This window comes from Lutibacter sp. HS1-25, from assembly GCF_004121075.1.
Taxonomy (GTDB): Bacteria; Bacteroidota; Bacteroidia; order Flavobacteriales; family Flavobacteriaceae; genus Lutibacter.
Window position 1 is genome coordinate 20963 of the sequence record NZ_RHLN01000025.1, and the last position, 18378, is coordinate 39340.

Annotated in this window: 12 protein-coding genes; 9 read left to right on the plus strand and 3 right to left on the minus strand. The window is 29.5% G+C overall.

The window, feature by feature from the left end; genetic code table 11:
* Positions 1–13: 13 nt before the first annotated feature.
* Positions 14–676, minus strand: coding sequence for a DUF5020 family protein (locus EC396_RS10040; protein ID WP_129366571.1), 663 nt, complete (start codon positions 674–676; stop codon positions 14–16).
* A gap of 555 nt (positions 677–1231) precedes the next feature.
* On the opposite strand from EC396_RS10040, the gene EC396_RS10045 reads away from it, so the two are divergent.
* From EC396_RS10045 to EC396_RS10060, 4 genes are all read left to right on the plus strand, one after another.
* A complete protein-coding gene (locus EC396_RS10045; protein WP_129366572.1) occupies positions 1232–2956 on the plus strand; it encodes an NAD(P)H-dependent oxidoreductase subunit E in 1725 nt (574 codons plus the stop codon).
* Positions 2957–2972: 16 nt separating this feature from the next.
* Positions 2973–4226 (plus strand): 2Fe-2S iron-sulfur cluster-binding protein, encoded by a 1254-nt coding sequence (locus EC396_RS10050; protein WP_129366573.1) that lies wholly within the window; start codon positions 2973–2975, stop codon positions 4224–4226.
* Between the two features lie 76 nt (positions 4227–4302).
* Positions 4303–5757 carry a Ni/Fe hydrogenase subunit alpha gene (locus EC396_RS10055; RefSeq protein WP_129366574.1) on the plus strand — a complete coding sequence of 485 codons (1455 nt, stop codon included), beginning with the start codon at positions 4303–4305 and terminating at the stop codon, positions 5755–5757.
* A complete protein-coding gene (locus EC396_RS10060; protein ID WP_129366575.1) occupies positions 5741–6181 on the plus strand; it encodes a hydrogenase maturation protease in 441 nt (146 codons plus the stop codon). The genes EC396_RS10055 and EC396_RS10060 overlap by 17 nt, the downstream gene beginning before the upstream one ends.
* Before the next feature lie 165 nt (positions 6182–6346).
* On the opposite strand, the gene EC396_RS10065 is transcribed toward EC396_RS10060, so the two are convergent.
* Together EC396_RS10065 and EC396_RS10070 are read right to left on the minus strand one after the other, a co-directional pair.
* Entirely contained in the window at positions 6347–6646 is a 300-nt protein-coding gene (locus tag EC396_RS10065) for a type II toxin-antitoxin system RelE/ParE family toxin (protein ID WP_129366576.1), read from the minus strand.
* A complete protein-coding gene (locus EC396_RS10070) occupies positions 6639–6890 on the minus strand; it encodes a type II toxin-antitoxin system ParD family antitoxin (RefSeq protein ID WP_129366577.1) in 252 nt (83 codons plus the stop codon). Before EC396_RS10070 ends, EC396_RS10065 begins: the two co-directional genes overlap by 8 nt.
* A 137-nt stretch (positions 6891–7027) precedes the next feature.
* Between EC396_RS10070 and EC396_RS10075 the strand changes: the two genes are divergently transcribed.
* The 5 genes from EC396_RS10075 to EC396_RS10095 all read left to right on the plus strand — a co-directional run bounded on the left by EC396_RS10075 (position 7028) and on the right by EC396_RS10095 (position 17314).
* Positions 7028–8212 carry a tyrosine-type recombinase/integrase gene (locus EC396_RS10075; RefSeq protein WP_129366578.1) on the plus strand — a complete coding sequence of 395 codons (1185 nt, stop codon included), beginning with the start codon at positions 7028–7030 and terminating at the stop codon, positions 8210–8212.
* A gap of 133 nt (positions 8213–8345) precedes the next feature.
* On the plus strand, positions 8346–10421 hold the full coding sequence (locus EC396_RS10080; RefSeq protein ID WP_129366579.1) for a transporter substrate-binding domain-containing protein: 2076 nt from the start codon (positions 8346–8348) through the stop codon (positions 10419–10421).
* 163 nt (positions 10422–10584) lie between these two features.
* A complete protein-coding gene (locus EC396_RS10085; protein ID WP_129366580.1) occupies positions 10585–15159 on the plus strand; it encodes a PAS domain S-box protein in 4575 nt (1524 codons plus the stop codon).
* A 197-nt stretch (positions 15160–15356) separates the two neighbouring features.
* The gene (locus EC396_RS10090) at positions 15357–16106 is read left to right on the plus strand and encodes a hypothetical protein (protein ID WP_129366581.1); all 750 of its coding nucleotides are present in this window, start codon (positions 15357–15359) and stop codon (positions 16104–16106) included.
* Positions 16107–16900: 794 nt separating this feature from the next.
* On the plus strand, positions 16901–17314 hold the full coding sequence (locus tag EC396_RS10095; protein ID WP_129366582.1) for a hypothetical protein: 414 nt from the start codon (positions 16901–16903) through the stop codon (positions 17312–17314).
* Positions 17315–18378 lie beyond the last annotated feature (1064 nt).

Here is an 18378-nt window from a genome sequence, read left to right on the forward strand (position 1 = left end):
TTTTATTTTTTAATTAAATATTCCATTTAATAGCTACAGTTGGTCTCACTTTAAAATCGTCATAACCAGCAAAATTATTAGAAATTTCAACTTCACCACCTAAAGAAAATGATTTGTTTAAATGAAACCAAAATTGTGGTTCGGTTAAAAATATTGTTTTTTCACTCAACCCATTTTCCGACCATAAGTCGGCAAAGCCTATAAACGTTAATTTATTGGCTATAATATTCCAATACCAAGTACCCGTAACTTGGTAGTTAGCTTTACCAGCGTCTTTAAATGCTTTGTAACCCGCATATGCTGAAAACCCCCAAACAGCATTTGATTTGCTGTAGTTTGCACCAAATATCCAAGCATTGTTTAAAGTATATCCATCTAAGCCTCCATCACCATCAAAATCACCGTTACCCAAACCACCATTAAATTCTACGTGCAAACCAACAGGCATTTTTTCAGTTTTTAAAACACGTGCCAATTCAAAATAAGTCTGGCTAATTCCTGCATCTGCATTAAAATCAAAATCAACAAAAGTAAATGTATTACCATATTTATCTGGCTTAAACATTTCAAAAGTTAAAGTTGGGTGTTCTCTTACAAAATCATAATGAAATTGAAAATTTTGAGCACTAAGGTTAAAAGCAGCTAAAAAAACCACCATTGTAATTATTTTTTTCATGAAATAAAGTTTAAAAAAATTAAGCGTTAAAAGTAACAAAAAAAGACAATCTAATCTCTATTAAATTTATTCAATTATTAACATCTAATTTTAGATACATTTACCAATTATCCCTTTATAATATAGCCCCTCACCCATCACATTAAAGTTTTATTATACAATAAGTTGACCTTTGTTAATAATTAATTTAGCAATCATTTTATTTTTATGTTGAAAATAAAAAATCTCTTCATTTTTTTTATAAATCCTAATAATTAAACCATTTCAAAATACGCTTGATTTAACATCTCAATTCAGTTTCAAAAGAAAAAATAGGATAAAAAATATAAAAACCTTGTTAGCAAATGTATTTCCTTTTTTAATTAACCATAAAAAACAGGATTCTGCTAAATAAATCTCAAATAAATTGATTTACAACATATAATATTCAACCCATACTTATAAACGTTACAGATTTAATAATTCGGACAAAACAGACTTATTTTAATTAATTTTTATTGATTATCAACTACTTATCTCGTAACTTTAAGTATTAATTTAACATTCATTAGTATTATGAAACGGTCAAAGCTATTAACCCGGCTTTGGGAGTTACAAAACAATGAAGGTTATATCTCTGATAAAGCCGTTTTAGAACTTTCCAAACAATTAGGGGTTTCAAAAAATGAAATTGAAGGCGTGGTTACATTTTATCACTTTTTTCACAGGCAACCAACAGGTAAATACATTATTTATTTAAACAACAGCATTCTTTCTGAATTTAAAGGATTTAAAAAAGTAAAAGCTGCTTTTGAATTTGAAACAGGATGTACTTTTGGAAAATATGGTCAAAGCAACCTATTTTCTCTTTTTGAAACTTCGTGCATCGGTTTAAGCGATCAGGAATGTGCTGCGCTAATCAACTTTCAGCCTGTTACACATTTAACTCCACAAAGCGTTAAAAAAATAATTAACCAACTAAAAAAAGGTGTAAATCCGCGTTCAATTGCCCATAATGTTACTAGTAAAATTCAATTTACTCCAAAACCTTCCAAAACCGTTTTCTTTAAAAAATATGAGCTTGGAAATGCTTTAAATAAATTAAAAAGCAATACTTCCGAAACTATTTTACAGGAACTAAAAAAAGTGGAATTGGCAGGAAAAGGTGGTGCATTTTTTCCTACAGCTCAAAAATGGGAAATTAGCAAAAATGCTTCCAATAGTGAAAAAGTAATTATTTGCAATGCTGATGAAGGCGAACCAGGTACTTTTAAAGACAAATCAATTATTGAAAATCTGCCAGGCTTAATTATTGAAGGTATGATTATCGCCGCATTTGTTACTGGTGCAACCAACGGATTTATTTATTTAAGAGCTGAATACAGCTATTTAAAGTCTAAATTAGAAAATACTTTGATTGATTTTTACCATCATAAATTGTTGGGCGAAAATTGCTGTGGCATTGCCAATTTTAATTTCAATATTCAAATTCAGTTAGGTGCTGGCGCTTATGTTTGTGGTGCAGAAACAGCCTTGATAGAATCTTTAGAAGGTTTTAGAGGCGAGCCACGTTTACGTATTCAATATCCTACAGAAAATGGTTATTTGGGTAGCTCAAGCATTGTTAACAATGTAGAAACTTTTGCAAAAGCAGCTAGAATTATTGAATTAGGCTCTGAATATATTTTAAAAATTGGAACAGCAAAAAGCAAAGGCACAAAAATTATTTGCATTGCCGGTGATGTTGCAAAACCTGGAATTTATGAAGTTGAATGGGGAACTTCACTTAAAAAATTATTAGAAATAAGTCAGGCAACAGCACCTTATTACGTGCAAAGCAGCGGCCCGTCTGGCGATTGTTTAAATGAAAGTGATTTTAATCGTAAAATTTGTAAAGAAGATTTATTGTGTGGTGGCTCGCTTATGGTTTTTAACAGAAATAGAAATTTACTCAAAATTCTTAAAAATTACACCAAATTCTTTTTAACAGAATCTTGTGGTTCATGTACACCTTGCAGGGCTGGAAATCAAATAATTTACGCTAAAATAAAAAAGTTAAAACAAGGTATTTGCACTTCGCAAGATTTAAAAGAAATTGTTGAATGGAGTGCTATTATGCAAAAAGGAAGTCGTTGTGGCTTGGGTCAATATGCAACAAATACATTTGTACAATCACTTGCTAAATTTGAAAAATACTTTGACGGAATTGTAACCACCTGTGCTGAAAATTGCGATGTTGAGTTTGATATGGAAAAAGCCGTTTACGATTATAATTTGTTGATTAAAAATACCCAGAATTAGTTTAAAATCCATTTCTATGAAAAATATTTCATTTAATATAGACGGAAGAATTTGTTCAGCTACAAAAGGTGAAAACTTAATTGAAGCTGCCAAACAAAATGGTATTTTTATACCTACACTTTGCCATTTTAAACATTTAAATCCTTTAGGAAGTTGCAGGGTTTGTATTGTAAATTTAAACGGACACGCCATTGCTGGCTGTTCTGTTTTTGTTGAAGAAGGTATGCAAATTGAAGTGAATACACCCGAACTTTTGGATACCCGAAAAGCCATTTTAGAAATGATGTTTGTTGAAGGCAATCACTTTTGCCCTTCCTGCGAAAAAAGTGGCGATTGCCAAATGCAAAATTTAGCTTACGAAACCGGCATTAGATATACCCGATTTCCACATTTATTTGTTGATAGAATTGTAGATGCAAGACCTGAACGCATTGTAGTTAATCAAAACAGGTGTATTAAATGCAAACGTTGTTTTGAAGAAGTTGAAACCAACGATGGTTACAAAGTATTTAATTTTTCAAACAAAGGAAATAAAACCATTGTTTCTATAGACTACGAACAAGAAGCAAAACTCTCTGAAACACAAGCTGAGTATGCCATGAAAATTTGCCCAACAGGATCTATTTTAGTAAAAGGAAAAACCTTTAGCAAACCATTTGGCGATAGAATTTTTGACCAAGTTTCAGAGGGTAAAGCCATTGCTTTTGATAAAATAAACAAAAAAGGTCGTAAAATGCGCATTGCAACTACCTCACTTGCAGGTTGTTTTGGTTGTCATATGTCTTTATTAGATATAGATTTGGGTATTTTAGATGTTATTGAACTGGTTGAATTTAACAAATCACCTTTAACTGATATTAAAAAATTTACACAACATTGCGATATTGGTTTGGTTGAAGGTGGCTGTTGTAACACAGATAATATTGAGGTTTTAAGAACTTTTAGAGAAAATTGCGACGTCTTAATTTCAGTTGGCGAATGTGCCATTTGGGGCGGTGTACCTGCAATTAGAAACACCATACCTGTAGAAGATTGTTTAAGAGAAGCTTATTTAGAATCTTTAACCAGCGAAGAAAATGAAACTGTAATCCCATACCACGAAGACATTCCGAAAATATTAAATAAAGTATATCCTAATCACGAAATTGTAAAAATTGATTATCACATTCCTGGTTGTCCGCCAAATGCAAATCATATTTGGAATGTGGTTAAAAATATATTATTTGAAGAAGAATTTTCAGTGGTTTATCCAGAATTTAAGTACGATTAATATTCCATATTTCTATAGCAAAAACAATGAAGCAAGTCAATTCTGGTAGGTCAAATCAACAAAAAAAATTAAAACTATGAATCCAAGAAAAATAATTATAGAACCTGTTACACGTGTTGAAGGACATGGAAAAGTAACCATTAAATTAGATGAAAACGGAAAAGTAAGTGATGCGTATTTACATATTGTTGAATTTAGAGGTTTCGAAAAATTTATTCAGGGTCACCCCTATTGGGAAGCACCTGTGTTGGTTCAAAGGCTTTGCGGTATTTGTCCGGTTAGTCATCATTTAGCAGCTGCAAAAGCCATAGATCAATTGGTGGGTATTGATCCGGAGAACCTCTCGCCAACAGCCACTAAATTACGCAGGTTATTACATTACGGACAAGTTTTTCAATCTCATGCGCTGCACTTTTTTTATTTGGCTTCACCCGATTTATTGTTTGGAATTAATGCGCCTGCTGAAAAAAGGAACATAGTTGCTGTAGCTTCAGAAAATATGGAATTGGCTAAAAAAGGTATTTTAATGCGAAAATTTGGGCAGGAAATCATCAAAGCTTTGGCTGGAAAAAAAATTCACGGAATTTTAGCTGTTCCTGGCGGTGTTCATAAAACCTTCACAAAAGAAGAACGTGCCTATTTTTTAGATGGTATCAAAATTCCGAATATAGATACAATGATTGACTGGTCTAAAGAAATTATAGACTTTATGAAAAATTACCATCTTGAAAATGCGCAATGGATAGACAATTTTGCTGCTTATCCATCAAATCATTTAAGTTTGGTTGATAAAGAAACGGGCGCTTTAGAATTGTATAACGGCCGACTTAGATCTGTTGATTTTGAAGGCAATGAATTGTTAAATATTGAAGATATTGAATACCGTTATCATTTTAAAGAAGCAGTTAAACCTTGGTCGTATCTAAAATTTCCGTATATGACCAAATATGGCAGTGCAAATGGTTGGAACCGGGTTGGACCTTTAGCACGTTTAAATACTTGTAAATATATCACAACACCTTTGGCTGAAATTGAGCGTCGGATTTTTAAATCAACTACTCAAAACAAACCAAACAATATGACTATGCACACGCATTGGGCACGTTTAATTGAAATGTTGCATTGTGCAGAATTAATGAAAGAATTGCTTTTAGACAATGAATTAATGGCTACAACCGATTTGGTTAGAAAAGGAACGCCCAGAACCAAAGGAATTGGCATTATAGAAGCGCCAAGAGGTACGCTAATACATGAATACCATACCGATGATAAAGGCTTAATTACAAAATGCAATTTAATAGTATCTACAACACATAATAACGAAGCTATGAACCGTGGTGTACGTGTGGTGGCAAATGAAATTTTAAGCGAAAAACCTGAAATTACAGAACCTATGTTAAACCAAATTGAAATTGCCATTAGAGCCTACGACCCTTGCTTAAGTTGTGCCACACACGCTTTGGGCGAAATGCCTTTAATTGTACAGTTAAAAGATTACCAAGGAAACTTAATTGATGAAAAAATTAGATAACACATTGATTATAGGTATAGGAAATAACACCCGTCAGGATGATGGTCTTGGCTGGTGTTTTTTAGATGCTTTGGTAAAAAATGGTTTTAATGAAGAAAAGCTGTTGTATAAATATCAATTAATGGTTGAAGATACCGATTTAATTGCAAAATACAAAACTGTTTTTTTTGTTGATGCCAATAAAACTGCTTTAAACGAAGGTTTTTTAATAGAAAAATTGACTCCTTCTAAAAAAGTTTCATTTTCTACACACGCTGTTCCTCCAAATCAAATATTAAATTTATGTGAAACTATTTATCATAAAAAACCTACAGCCTACTTAATTAAAATTGAAGGTTATGAATGGGATTTTAAAATTGAATTGTCAAAAAAAGCTTCAGAAAATTTAAAGAATGCAATTAAAGCCTTCATTAAAGAATTTTAAACTTATTTTTTATTTCTACTTTCTAATAAAATTATATTCAATGGAGACTTTGCCAATGCACAGCGACTGATATTTTGAAAGGCGTTTAAAATTGTATGTTGATTGTTTGTTGTTTATACTTCTTTAAATTTAAGTATCAATTTTTTGAAGTGCTGTGTAACATTTTTATTCAGATATTCTTTTACTTAAATCCATTTTCTCATGAAGAATTCTTGTAATTTCCACATAATTTTCATTTAGAGTTCTATAAAATATTATGTGGCGATTGGTTTTCATTCCTAACAGACTTTCAGCAATACCCTCATAGCTTTTTCCTAAAACTGGATTATTTGCAATATCTTGACAAGCTGAAATCAATATCTCATAATATTTATCGGCTTGATGCTCAGACCAAACATCAAAAGTATAATCCCAAATTTTAGATAAATCCTCAACCGCTTTTTTGGTCAATTTAAATTTAGCCATTTGGGTGCTTTTTTGCTTTTAGAGCTTCAAGATGTTTTTTTGGGTCAAAATCTTCAGCAATACCGCTATCAATTCCATCCTGAATGGCATTTTTCAATGCAATTACTTTACATTCTTCTTCCTCTAAAAGTCTTAATCCTGCACGTATAACTTCGCTAACATTTTTAAATCGTCCTTCTCTTATTCGACTTTGAATGAATTCATCAAAATAATTTCCAAGTGATATTGATGTGTTTTTATTCATTTTGATAACATTTAAATCAAATATACCAATAATTGGTATATTATCCAAATTCACAAATTTTCACAACATTCATTAAACTTATTTTTTATTCATTTATTCTTTCATATTAAAATACAAATAGTTAAATTTGATATGCTATGAAAAACACTACAAAACTCCCTTCGCTTTTATTAAAAAAGGTTACACACCGTAATCAGGTACAATTGTTATTGGTATTTTATTACAGCAATTATTTAAAAGATAAAATAAAATCTATTGGCGGTTATAGCTGGAGCAAAACTTTAAGAGGCTGGTACACTCCTTTTTCAGCAGAAAATATTCAAATTATTAAAGATGTTTTAAAAGATGATGTTCGATTTCAAATAGATGCTTCAATTTACAAAGATGCTGCTTTAAAACCTATTCGACAAGAAAGAGTAATTTCCGAAGAAAATAAAGAAATTATAAGGTTATATGTTAAATATTTAAAAGGCAAATGTTATAGCGAAAGTACCGTAAAAACATACTTTACCTTTATTGCAGATTTTTTTGATTATTTAAAAGACACGCCTCTTGAAACCGTTACAAACCGTACTGTTGAAAAATTTATTGAAGATGTTTTTATACCAAGAAAGTACAGTGTTAGCAGTCACAGACAATTTATAAGTGCTGTTAAATTATTTTCGGCATTTTATCCTGAATGTAAAATTGAAGAAATAAAATTACAACGTCCAAAAAAAGATAAAATATTACCCACTGTTTTAAGTAAAGAAGAAATAATTGATTTGCTTAGATGTACTAAAAACCTAAAACACAGAGCAATACTAGCTATGATTTACAGTGCTGGTTTACGCATTAGTGAGTTGCTTAATTTAAAATTAAGACATATAGACATAGATCGCAGACAAATTATTGTTAAAAACAGCAAAGGTCGAAGAGATCGCAATATTATTTTAGCCGAAAGTTTTATTCCGTTATTATTAAATTATTTAAACAGTTTTAACCCACAGGTATATTTTGTTGAAGGCAGTTTGGGCGATAAATATAGTGCTGAAAGTATTCGTGGCTTTTTAAAACGATCTTGCACATTTGCACAAATAAATAAAAGGGTTACACCACATACTTTACGACACAGTTACGCTACTCATTTACTAGAAAATGGTATAGATTTACGTTATATTCAAGAACTTTTAGGGCACGCAAAACCCGAAACAACGATGATTTACACCCACGTAAGTAAAAAAGATTTATTAAATATTAAAAGTCCGTTAGATATTGCGTTAAAAAGCTTGGTAAATCCTAATGAAAACAACCCTATTCACAGACTATCGGGTAATTATTAAACTGCTGTTAAACTGCTGATTTATTTATTTTTACAAAAAAAACAGCTTAAAAGTTTAAATTTATTTTTAATTAAAAAAATAATTTACACTTTCAATTTAAATGTAAAATTTTCACTAAATTGTGCGTTTAAAATTGGCCAAGCTAGCAATGAAAAACCGTTTTTTAACCCTATTCTTATTCCTAATTACTTTAATTGGTAATTTAAGTGCGCAATACCAAGTGCAGTTTAGCAACAATTACCCACCCTACAATTATATAAATGAGGAAGGTGAGTTGGTTGGTTTTAATATAGATATTTTAAAAGCCATTAATAATTTATATGATGACAAGTCTATAAAAATAAATGCGGGAGATTGGCAAGCTATAAATAAGGCATTAGATAGTGGTTATGTTCAAGCAATTGGAGGCTATCAATACAATGGAAATGGAGATGAGAAATTTTATTATTCACGATCTGCAATAAATACTTCTCACAGTTTTTTTTACAATTCAAAAAATCAAAATCAATTTTCATTAGAACATTTTAGAATTGCCAAAGAACCTTTGGTTGCTATTTGGAAAAACGATGTGCTTTTACATTATGTATTATCTATCAATCCTACTGCTAAATTTATATATGTAAAAGATTACAAAGAATTTGTAAAAGCATTGGACAGAAAAGATGTAATGTGCAGTTTTGGACAACGTATTTCTGGTATGTATTATGCCTTAAAATCTGAAAAAAATTATATTAAAACACTTGATCACAGGATTTTAGAACGCAATATGGGATTTAAGGTTTCTAAAAACAATCCTGAATTGGCTAAAATTTTAAACAATGGTTTGGAAGTAATTTTGGCAAATGGCACTTATCAAAAAATTTATGATCAATGGATTCTTGAATACGATCAACCGCAATTTAGCTGGCATAATTATTTAAAATACATACTAATAGTAGCACTATTATTTATTTTTCTTATAATTTTAAATTGGATTTTACAAATACGGGTTCGTAAAAAAACAAAAGATTTACAACACCAAATTGAGGTAAATGCTGATATTATGCAAGAGCTTGAAATTCAGAAATACAAAGCTGAAGAAAGCGACAGAATGAAATCGGCTTTTTTAGCCAATATGAGCCATGAAATAAGAACACCTATGAATGGTATTTTAGGCTTTACTGAATTATTAAAAAGCACTGAATATTCTTCAGAAAAACAAACACAATTTATCAATATTATTCAGCAAAGTGGTAACAGAATGTTAAATACCATTAACAATATAATTGATATTTCAAAGTTAGAATCGGGGCTAGAAAGCGTTCATATTAAAGCTGTAAATGTACCTATAATTGTAAATGAATTGGTCGCATTTTTTAATAATGAAGCCGTTTCAAAAGGATTGATTTTTAAATCATCTCAAATAAATTCAGAGGTAAATATTCCTTTTTATACAGATGAATATAAGTTAAATTCTATTTTAACAAATTTAATTAAAAACGCTTTAAAATTTACAAAAAAAGGCTCAATTGAAATACGCTATACCATTAATTTAGAACACGTTGAGTTTTGGATAAAGGATACAGGAATAGGTATTCCTTTAGACAAACAAGCTACTATATTTAATGAATTTATACAGGCCGACAACTCTCATTCAAGTGGTTATGAAGGTTCAGGTTTAGGATTGTCTATTTCAAAAGGCTATGTACATTTATTAAAAGGTATTATAGAATTTGAATCTACACAAAATATTGGAACCACATTTTACGTTCGTATCCCTAACTCATCAAATAAAGTAACACAAACAGCAGCAACACAAAAAATCACTACAACTACTCCAAATTTTATACCTACAAACTTTAAAATTATAATTGCTGAAGATGATGTAATTACTTTTTACTTTTTAAAAGAAATTTTAAAAGATGTATCTGAATGTTTATACCATGCAAAAAATGGTTTTGAAGCCGTTGAACTAATGAAAGCACATCCAGAAGTAGATCTTATTTTAATGGATGTTAAAATGCCGCTTTTAAATGGTTTTGAAGCAACACAACAAATTAGAACCTTTAATAAAGATGTTTATATTATTGCACAAACAGCATTTGTACAAGAAAGTTATAAAAGAAAAATAATTGAAGCTGGTTGCAATACCTACATTTCAAAACCTATTAATCGTGAAAAATTATTTGATTTATTAAAAAAAATTACGGTTGAAACTGTTTTAGATTAATCTTTTAAAATAACTATATTTTTTTTGTCTTTAAAAATTGTTTAAATTGTGATTAAAATTATCACGAACATTTAAAAAAAAACATTTAACATTTAGATTTAAGCTAATTGTTAAAACATTAAAATACCAATGTTCAAAATATAATTAAGCTAAGAAAACCAAGATGAAAAAGGATCAAATTAAAAGTAAAGAAGCTCTTTTAGCTGAAAACATTCAGCTAAAAAAGAAAATTTCAATATTAGAACAATCTGAACTAACAAGGTTCAATTGGCTACAAAAATCTCCTGTTTGCACAAAAATAGTTGATCTTGATTTTAATTTGAAGTACATGAGTAATTCTGGAGTTAATGATCTTAAAATTAAAGACATTACCCTTTATTACGGCAAACCTTATCCTTTAGATTTTTACCCCGATACATACAAAATTACCATGTCTGATAATTTAAAAAGGGCAAAAAAAACTGGTGAAACCATAACACTTGAAGCCTCAATTAAAGATTTATTAGGCAATAATATTTGGTATAGTTCAACAATTATACCTGTTTATAATGATCTAAAAGAACTTGATTGCATTATGATAGTTTCATATAAAACTACCAATCAAAAACAATCAGAAGAAACTTTAAATAAATACAAACACATTGTATCCTATTCAACTGATATGCTTGCTTTTATAGACAAAGATTACAATTATGTCTCGGCAAATAATGAATATTTAAAGGCTTTTAATTTAAGTTCTGATAAGCTAATTGGAAAATCGGTTATTGAAGTTTTTGGTGAAAAGTTTTTTAAAACAGTACTAAAGCCATATGCAGATCGCTGTTTAAAAGGTGAACAAATAAATTATCAAGAATGGTTTGAATTTGCAAAAATTGGCAAACAATACATAGATTTTACCTATTATCCATACCATACAAACGACAATTTAATTAGTGGTTTTGTAATAAAAGGAAAAAACATTACAAATAGAAAAGAAGCTGAAAATGCATTGTTACAAAGTGAAGCCACTGTTAGAAACAAACTAAAAGCCATTACCGATCCAAAAGGAGATATTAGTACGCTTGAACTTTCTGATATTATTGATGTTGATATATTGCAATCATTAATGGATGATTTTTATAAACTAACAGGTATGTTAGGTGCTGTGGTTGATTTATCAGGCAAAGTTTTGGTTGCTGTTGGATGGCAAGATGTTTGCACAAAATTTCATAGATGCAATCCTAACTCCCTAAAAAACTGCATAGAAAGTGACACTATATTAACCAAAGGTGTACCTGAAGGAACTTTTAAAGCGTACCACTGCAAAAACAATATGTGGGACATTGTTACCCCTATTATGGTTAGTGGCAGACATATTGGAAATGTTTTTATGGGGCAATATTTTTTAAAAGACGAAATACCTGATTTGGCGTTTTTTAAAGAGCAAGCCAAAAAATTTGGGTTTGATGAAAAAGAATATTTAGCCGCTGTTGAACGTACGCCACGTTTTACCAAAGAAGAGGTAAATACAGGCATGAAATTTTACTCAAAACTTGCCGGAATTATTTCATCACTAAGTTTTAGTGCCATTCAACAATCTAGAATGATTTCTGAACAAAAAATAACAGAACAAGCACTTCACGAAAGTAAAGAAAGGTTTGAGTTGGCAATGAATGCTTCAACAGATGGTATTTATGACTGGAATCTTGTAACCAATGAAATTTATTATTCTCCGGGATGGAAAAGTATGTTAGGTTATAAAGACCATGAGCTTCCAAATAATTTTTTGGTATGGCAAAAATTAACAGATCCAGATGATGCTGCAAAATCTTGGAAAATGCAGCAAGAATTAATTAACAATCAACGTGATCGTTTTGAAATAGAATTTAAAATGAAACACAAAAACGGGCATTGGGTTGATATTCTTTCTCGCGCAAAAATAGTTTTTGATGATCAGAAAAAAGCTATTAGAATGATTGGTACTCACGTAGATATTTCAGAAAGAAAGCATGAAGAAAAGATTTTAGATATTGAATTAAAATTATTTGAATACGCAATAAATCATTCAGAAGAAGAATTGCTTCAGAAAATTTTAGATGAAGCTGAATTACTTACAAACAGCAATATTGGTTTTTATCATTATATAGATCCCAATCAAGAATCTATTTCACTTCAAACCTGGTCTACAAATACAATTCAAACTATGTGTAAACAGAATATTGAATCTAATACACATTACCCTCTTTCACAAGCAGGTGTATGGTCTGATTGTATAAAAGAACGTAAACCAGTAATACATAACGATTATTTAAGTTTGTCTCATAAAAAAGGAATGCCTGAAGGTCATACACCTGTTACGCGTGAGTTGGTAGTACCTGTTATTAGAGCAAACCAAGTAGTTGCCGTACTTGGTGTTGGAAATAAAAAAACCGATTACAACGAAATTGATATTAAAAGCGTTCAACGTTTGGCTGATATTGCCTGGGAAACTGCTGTTAGAAAACAAGTTGAAGAAAATCTTAAAAACACATTTGATTTATCTCCTAGTATTATTTGTAAAGGAAACATTTTTACACAACACTTTATTGAAGCCAATAAAGCTGTAACACGAATTTTAGGTTATAGTGTTGAAGAATTTTTTTCAAGAAATTTTTTAGATTTTGTATACTTAGACGATAAGCGACGAACATTAAATGAAATGTTTAAACTTAGAGCAGGTGAAGAAATTACTTTTTTTGAAAATAGATGTATATGCAAAGATGGTACTTATAAATGGATGTCTTGGCATGCTACAAAAGCTGATAAAAATGGAATTGTAACTTTAGTAGGATCTGATATTAGTGAGCGTAAAATAATAGAACATGAAATTATAAAAACCAAACATTTTTACGAAAACATAATTGAAGGTGTACAAGATGGTATTTGGGTAACCGATAAAAACGATGTTATTTTTTACGCAAACAAAGCTACTGAAAGAATTGCAGGCGTTTCAATAGATTTAATTAAAGGAAAAAACATATTAAACGATTTTCCTTTAGAAACTACAGGAGATTTAATTGAATTTTATCAACAAGCAAAAAAAGAAAAAAAACCAGTTTGGTACGATATTAAAATTAACACACTATCACATAAAGATACCTGGCAAAACGGTTGGCTTATACCACAATACAGACATAAAAAATTTACAGGAATTATTTGTACAATTCGTGATATTACCCAAAGAAGACAAGCCGAAAGTGTTGTTAGAAAACTTTCTACAGCAGTACAACAAAGTCCGTCTACAATAACCATTACAAACACAGAAAAAATAATAGAATATGTAAATCCGAAATTTACAGAATTAACAGGCTATACAAGTTCTGACGCTATAGGTAAAGAGCTAACTATTTTAGAATCAGGAAAACAAGATGCAAATTTTTACAAAAAAATGTGGGAAACAGTCGCATCTGAAAATGTTTGGAGAGGTCAATTTAAAAACAAAAAGAAAAATGGAGAAATATTTTGGGAAGCAGCATCCATCTCGGCAATTTTAAATGAATCGGGTAACATAATTAATTACATTAAAATAGGTGAAGATATTACCGCCCAAAAACATACAGAAGCAAAACTAAAAATTGCGCTTGAAAAAGCATTAGAAAGTGACAGACTTAAAAGTGCATTTTTGGCAAATATGAGCCATGAAATAAGAACACCAATGAATGGTATCTTAGGATTTATAAATTTACTTAACGAACCAAATTTAAGCAACTCTCAAATTGAAAAATACACCACAATTATAAATAAAAGTGGAGACAGACTATTAAAAACCATTAATGATATAATTGATATATCAAAAATTGAAGCTGGAGAAATAGTTGTATCAAGTACCGAAACCTGTATAAATACAGAATTTGAAGAACTATATTCATTCTTTTTACCTGAAGCAAATCAAAAAGGAGTATCGCTATTTTTAGATCCACCAAAATCTAAAGAACCCTTAAAAATAATAACAGATAGTCACAAACTTCATGGAATATTAATTAACCTTATAAAAAATGCCATTAAATTTACTGATGAAGGTTCTGTAACATTTGGTTTTAATTTAAGAGAAAATGCTATTGAATTTTATGTAAAAGATACAGGTATTGGCATACCTAAAGACAGAATTAATGCAATATTTAATCGTTTTGAACAAGCAGATATTGATGATAAAAGAGTATTTGAAGGATCGGGATTAGGACTGGCCATTTCAAAAGCATATATTGAAATGTTAGGCGGTAAAATATACGTAGAATCTGAAGAAGGAAAAGGATCTACATTTAAATTTACAATTCCTTATTTAAAAGACGAAAAAAATGAAATAAAAGAAACATTTGAAACTATAGAAAACGAAAACATAAGTACAAAAAATTTGAATTTACTTATAGTTGAAGATGATGAAATAAGCGCCGTATTTTTAGAAACTATACTAAAAAACGATTTTCGAAAAATATTTTTTGCTGAAAACGGAATAGAAGCCATTGAATTATGTAAAAACATACCTGATATTGATTTGGTATTAATGGATATTAATATGCCCAAAATGAATGGTTACAATGCTACAAAAGAGATAAGAAAATTTAACAAAGACATTGTTATTATAGCACAAACAGCCTATGTTATGTCTGGTGATGAGCAAAAAGCCATTGAAGCAGGATGTAACGATTATATATCAAAACCAATAAACCGTAAAAAATTAATTAATTTATTAAAAAAAACAAAAAACAAATATTCACTTTAAAATTAAAAAATTAAGTATCTATTTCTTTTGTAGTTACACTTAAATTTTTAAATTCGTAATAAATAAAAAGCTATTAAAAACCATCCACACTAAACTGATAAAATTGAACAAACATACGTTTATCCGGAAAATATTACCTATAAACAGTTGGTTTAGTTTGGATATAACAAGTTAGCACACATAAAAAAACCGGAAAAATGAGAATATATTTAATCATATTAATTTTAATTTCGACTATCGATTTATTCGGACAAAATAAAGAAACAAAACCCATTGAACTTTCTGAAATAAAATTATGCGAATTAACATTATCTGAATTAAAGCAACAAGATGAAAACTTAAAAGAAGTTGAGTTAATTGAAATGGATTTATGTTCTGATGGCTTTGTACAAGATGCAAGATATGAGAATAGAAAAGGTTATATATCAAAATATTACAAAGGAATAATATTTCAAAAAGATAATTACACTGAATTGATTTCTAAAATCAGATTAACAAAAGAGTTTAAAGGAAAATTACCCGACGGAAATTATATTGACCTTTCAAATTTAACAGCAGAGAATGTTCTTGAAAAATATCCTAAATTGAACACTTGGAACTCAAGAGGTTGTTCAGATTATTGGAGTTTGACTGATGAGCACTTTTATTTCTACGTAGGTATTGAGCAGGAAAAAGAACCTCGATATCCATTGGATGAAAAATACTATTTAACAAAGCCAATTGAGGGAATTGATATTATTACAAATTGTTCAGAATACACACAAAAAAATAAAATAAAACAAGAACCTTTAATTATTCTAAACGGAAAAGAAGTTAGTAAGTCTGAAATTGAGAAATACAACCCTGAAGATATTGAATCTGTGACAGTTTTGAAAGAAAGTGCAGTTGAAAAATATGGAGAGAAAGGAAAAAACGGAGTGATAATAATTAAAACAAAATCCGAATAAAAACGTGTGCTAACACCTCATATAATTTATGCTTACATTCGAACTAACATTAACGACAAACATTCAACAAACGATTTGCTACGGCAGAAAAATCTCCGATTTTCCAGTCGCACAAATCATATAAAAACTCGTTGGCTAAAATAGCTCGGATGAATTTTTTCCGGTCAGAAATAAAACAGATAAAATTGAGTTTAATAAAATAGATTTATAAGATAAAAACAGTCGGAGAATTGATTCTATTTAAAATTCAATAAAATGAGAAAATTGATTTTTTTTTTAATTAGTTCAATGACAAATTAAATAAAAATGATAAATTTGAGTTCACTTCTACTCTACCGATTTTGAGAGCTGAAACGTAAAAAACTTAATGAAACGGAGAAATTTAAAATCAGAGCGGATTTGAGCATCGAATCGGATTTTTTAGCATTGAAACGGAGAATAATTGCAGAACGCTAAAAACAAGTAAAAAGATAAATTAATAACAAAAAAGATAAGGATTTTTATAAAAAACAAGAATGACAAATCTCGGAAAGTACTAAAATTCAATTATCAGCATAGCGTGTCGCTAAATTAGCCAACAACTCATAAAATTTATGCTTAAATTTGATTTAGTACAAACGACAAACATTCAACAAACAATTTGCTACGTCCGAAAAATCTCCGATTTTCCAGTCGCACAAATCTTATAAAAGCCCGTTGCAAAACATATTAGCGGAGGAGTTTGTCGTAATAATGTTCCGTAATATGCCTTTTTATTTTTTTCCCTTGCCTTGTAACACTTAAAAATTGTAAATATGAATAAGCATCAGCAATTAGATTTAATTCTTAAATATATGTCTGAAAATCTTGATTCAATACCAAGAAGACCAGATTCTATAATTAGACGTGCTAAATTGAATATTGATAATACAGAATCATATAGAATGTTTATAAAAATGTTATCAGACGGTTATGTTTATGAGCATATAAATGATAATAAAAAAACATTAACTTTCGGAATATCATATAATGGAATTATCTTTTTAGCTGATGGAGGTTATTCATCATATTATAGTAAAAATAAATTAAAAAATTTAGCATTAAAAATATCGAATATAACAGACATTATAATTAAACCTATTGGTGTTTTTACTGCTATATTGATTAGTGCTTGGTATATTGTCAAGTTGCTTGAATTTTTCGGGATAATTAAGTCTTGCGTAAATTAAAATTGATATAATAATTATTATAGATATCCATAATACACTACCTAAAAAAAACATTACGTAATTTATTAATTTATCATAAAATAAGGCTTTTTCATATTCTGATTTATAAAATATATTTTCCATCGTTTCTAAATCTTTATTATAAAACGAGAGTAATATTTTTAAACCGCCAACTATTTGTTTTCTTTTGGCTTACCAGCCATTTGCCAACGCTCAAAAAAAATAAAAACTGTGGTCTTTGTCTTGGATTCAGTTTTCGAGCTTCCCTAATACGTTAGGCAACTGTTAGCATATAAAAAATTACTTCTCTATTGTTAATACTATATTATTTTTCTTTAAATTTACTTCCGTAACGCCTGAAAAGAAGTGTTTATTTACACGTAACTTTTCATATACACGCCGTTAGGTAACATGCCATCGGAATTCTCTCTGAATTCCTTATTTTGAGTTATTTAATTAAAAATCATTTAATTGTATGAGAAATTACACAAAAAGCTCATTGAAATAAATAGAATTGAGCAACGAATTCTATAAATGTTTAAGATAAAATAACAAATTTCAGATTTAAAAATGGCGGAGTTTGAGCGTTGGAATTTGAATGTTGGAATACTTAAGATTTCAGAAAAATATAAACTAAAAAGAGAAATCTCGGATTTTAAAATTATGGCGGAGTTTGAGCGTTGAAATCTATATGTTGGAATACTTAAGATTTCAGAAAAATATAGTTAAAATGACAAATCTCGGATTTTAAAATTATGGCGGAGTTTGAGCGTTGGAATTTGAATGTTGGAATATTTAAGATTTCAGAAAAATTCAACTAAAATGAGAAATCGTCAAATTTGACAATTATGTAAAATGAGGTTTTGATACGTAGAAATTTAGGTCAGAAAGATTAATCCGAACTCAAAAGCACGTTACCTAACAACTCATAAAATTTATGCTATAATTCGAACTAATAGAAAATTTAAAATATTAAACAAACAATTTGCTACGGCTGAAAATTATCGTATTTTTAAACCGCACAAATCTTATAAAAGCCCGTTAGCAAAAATAGCTCGACTGAG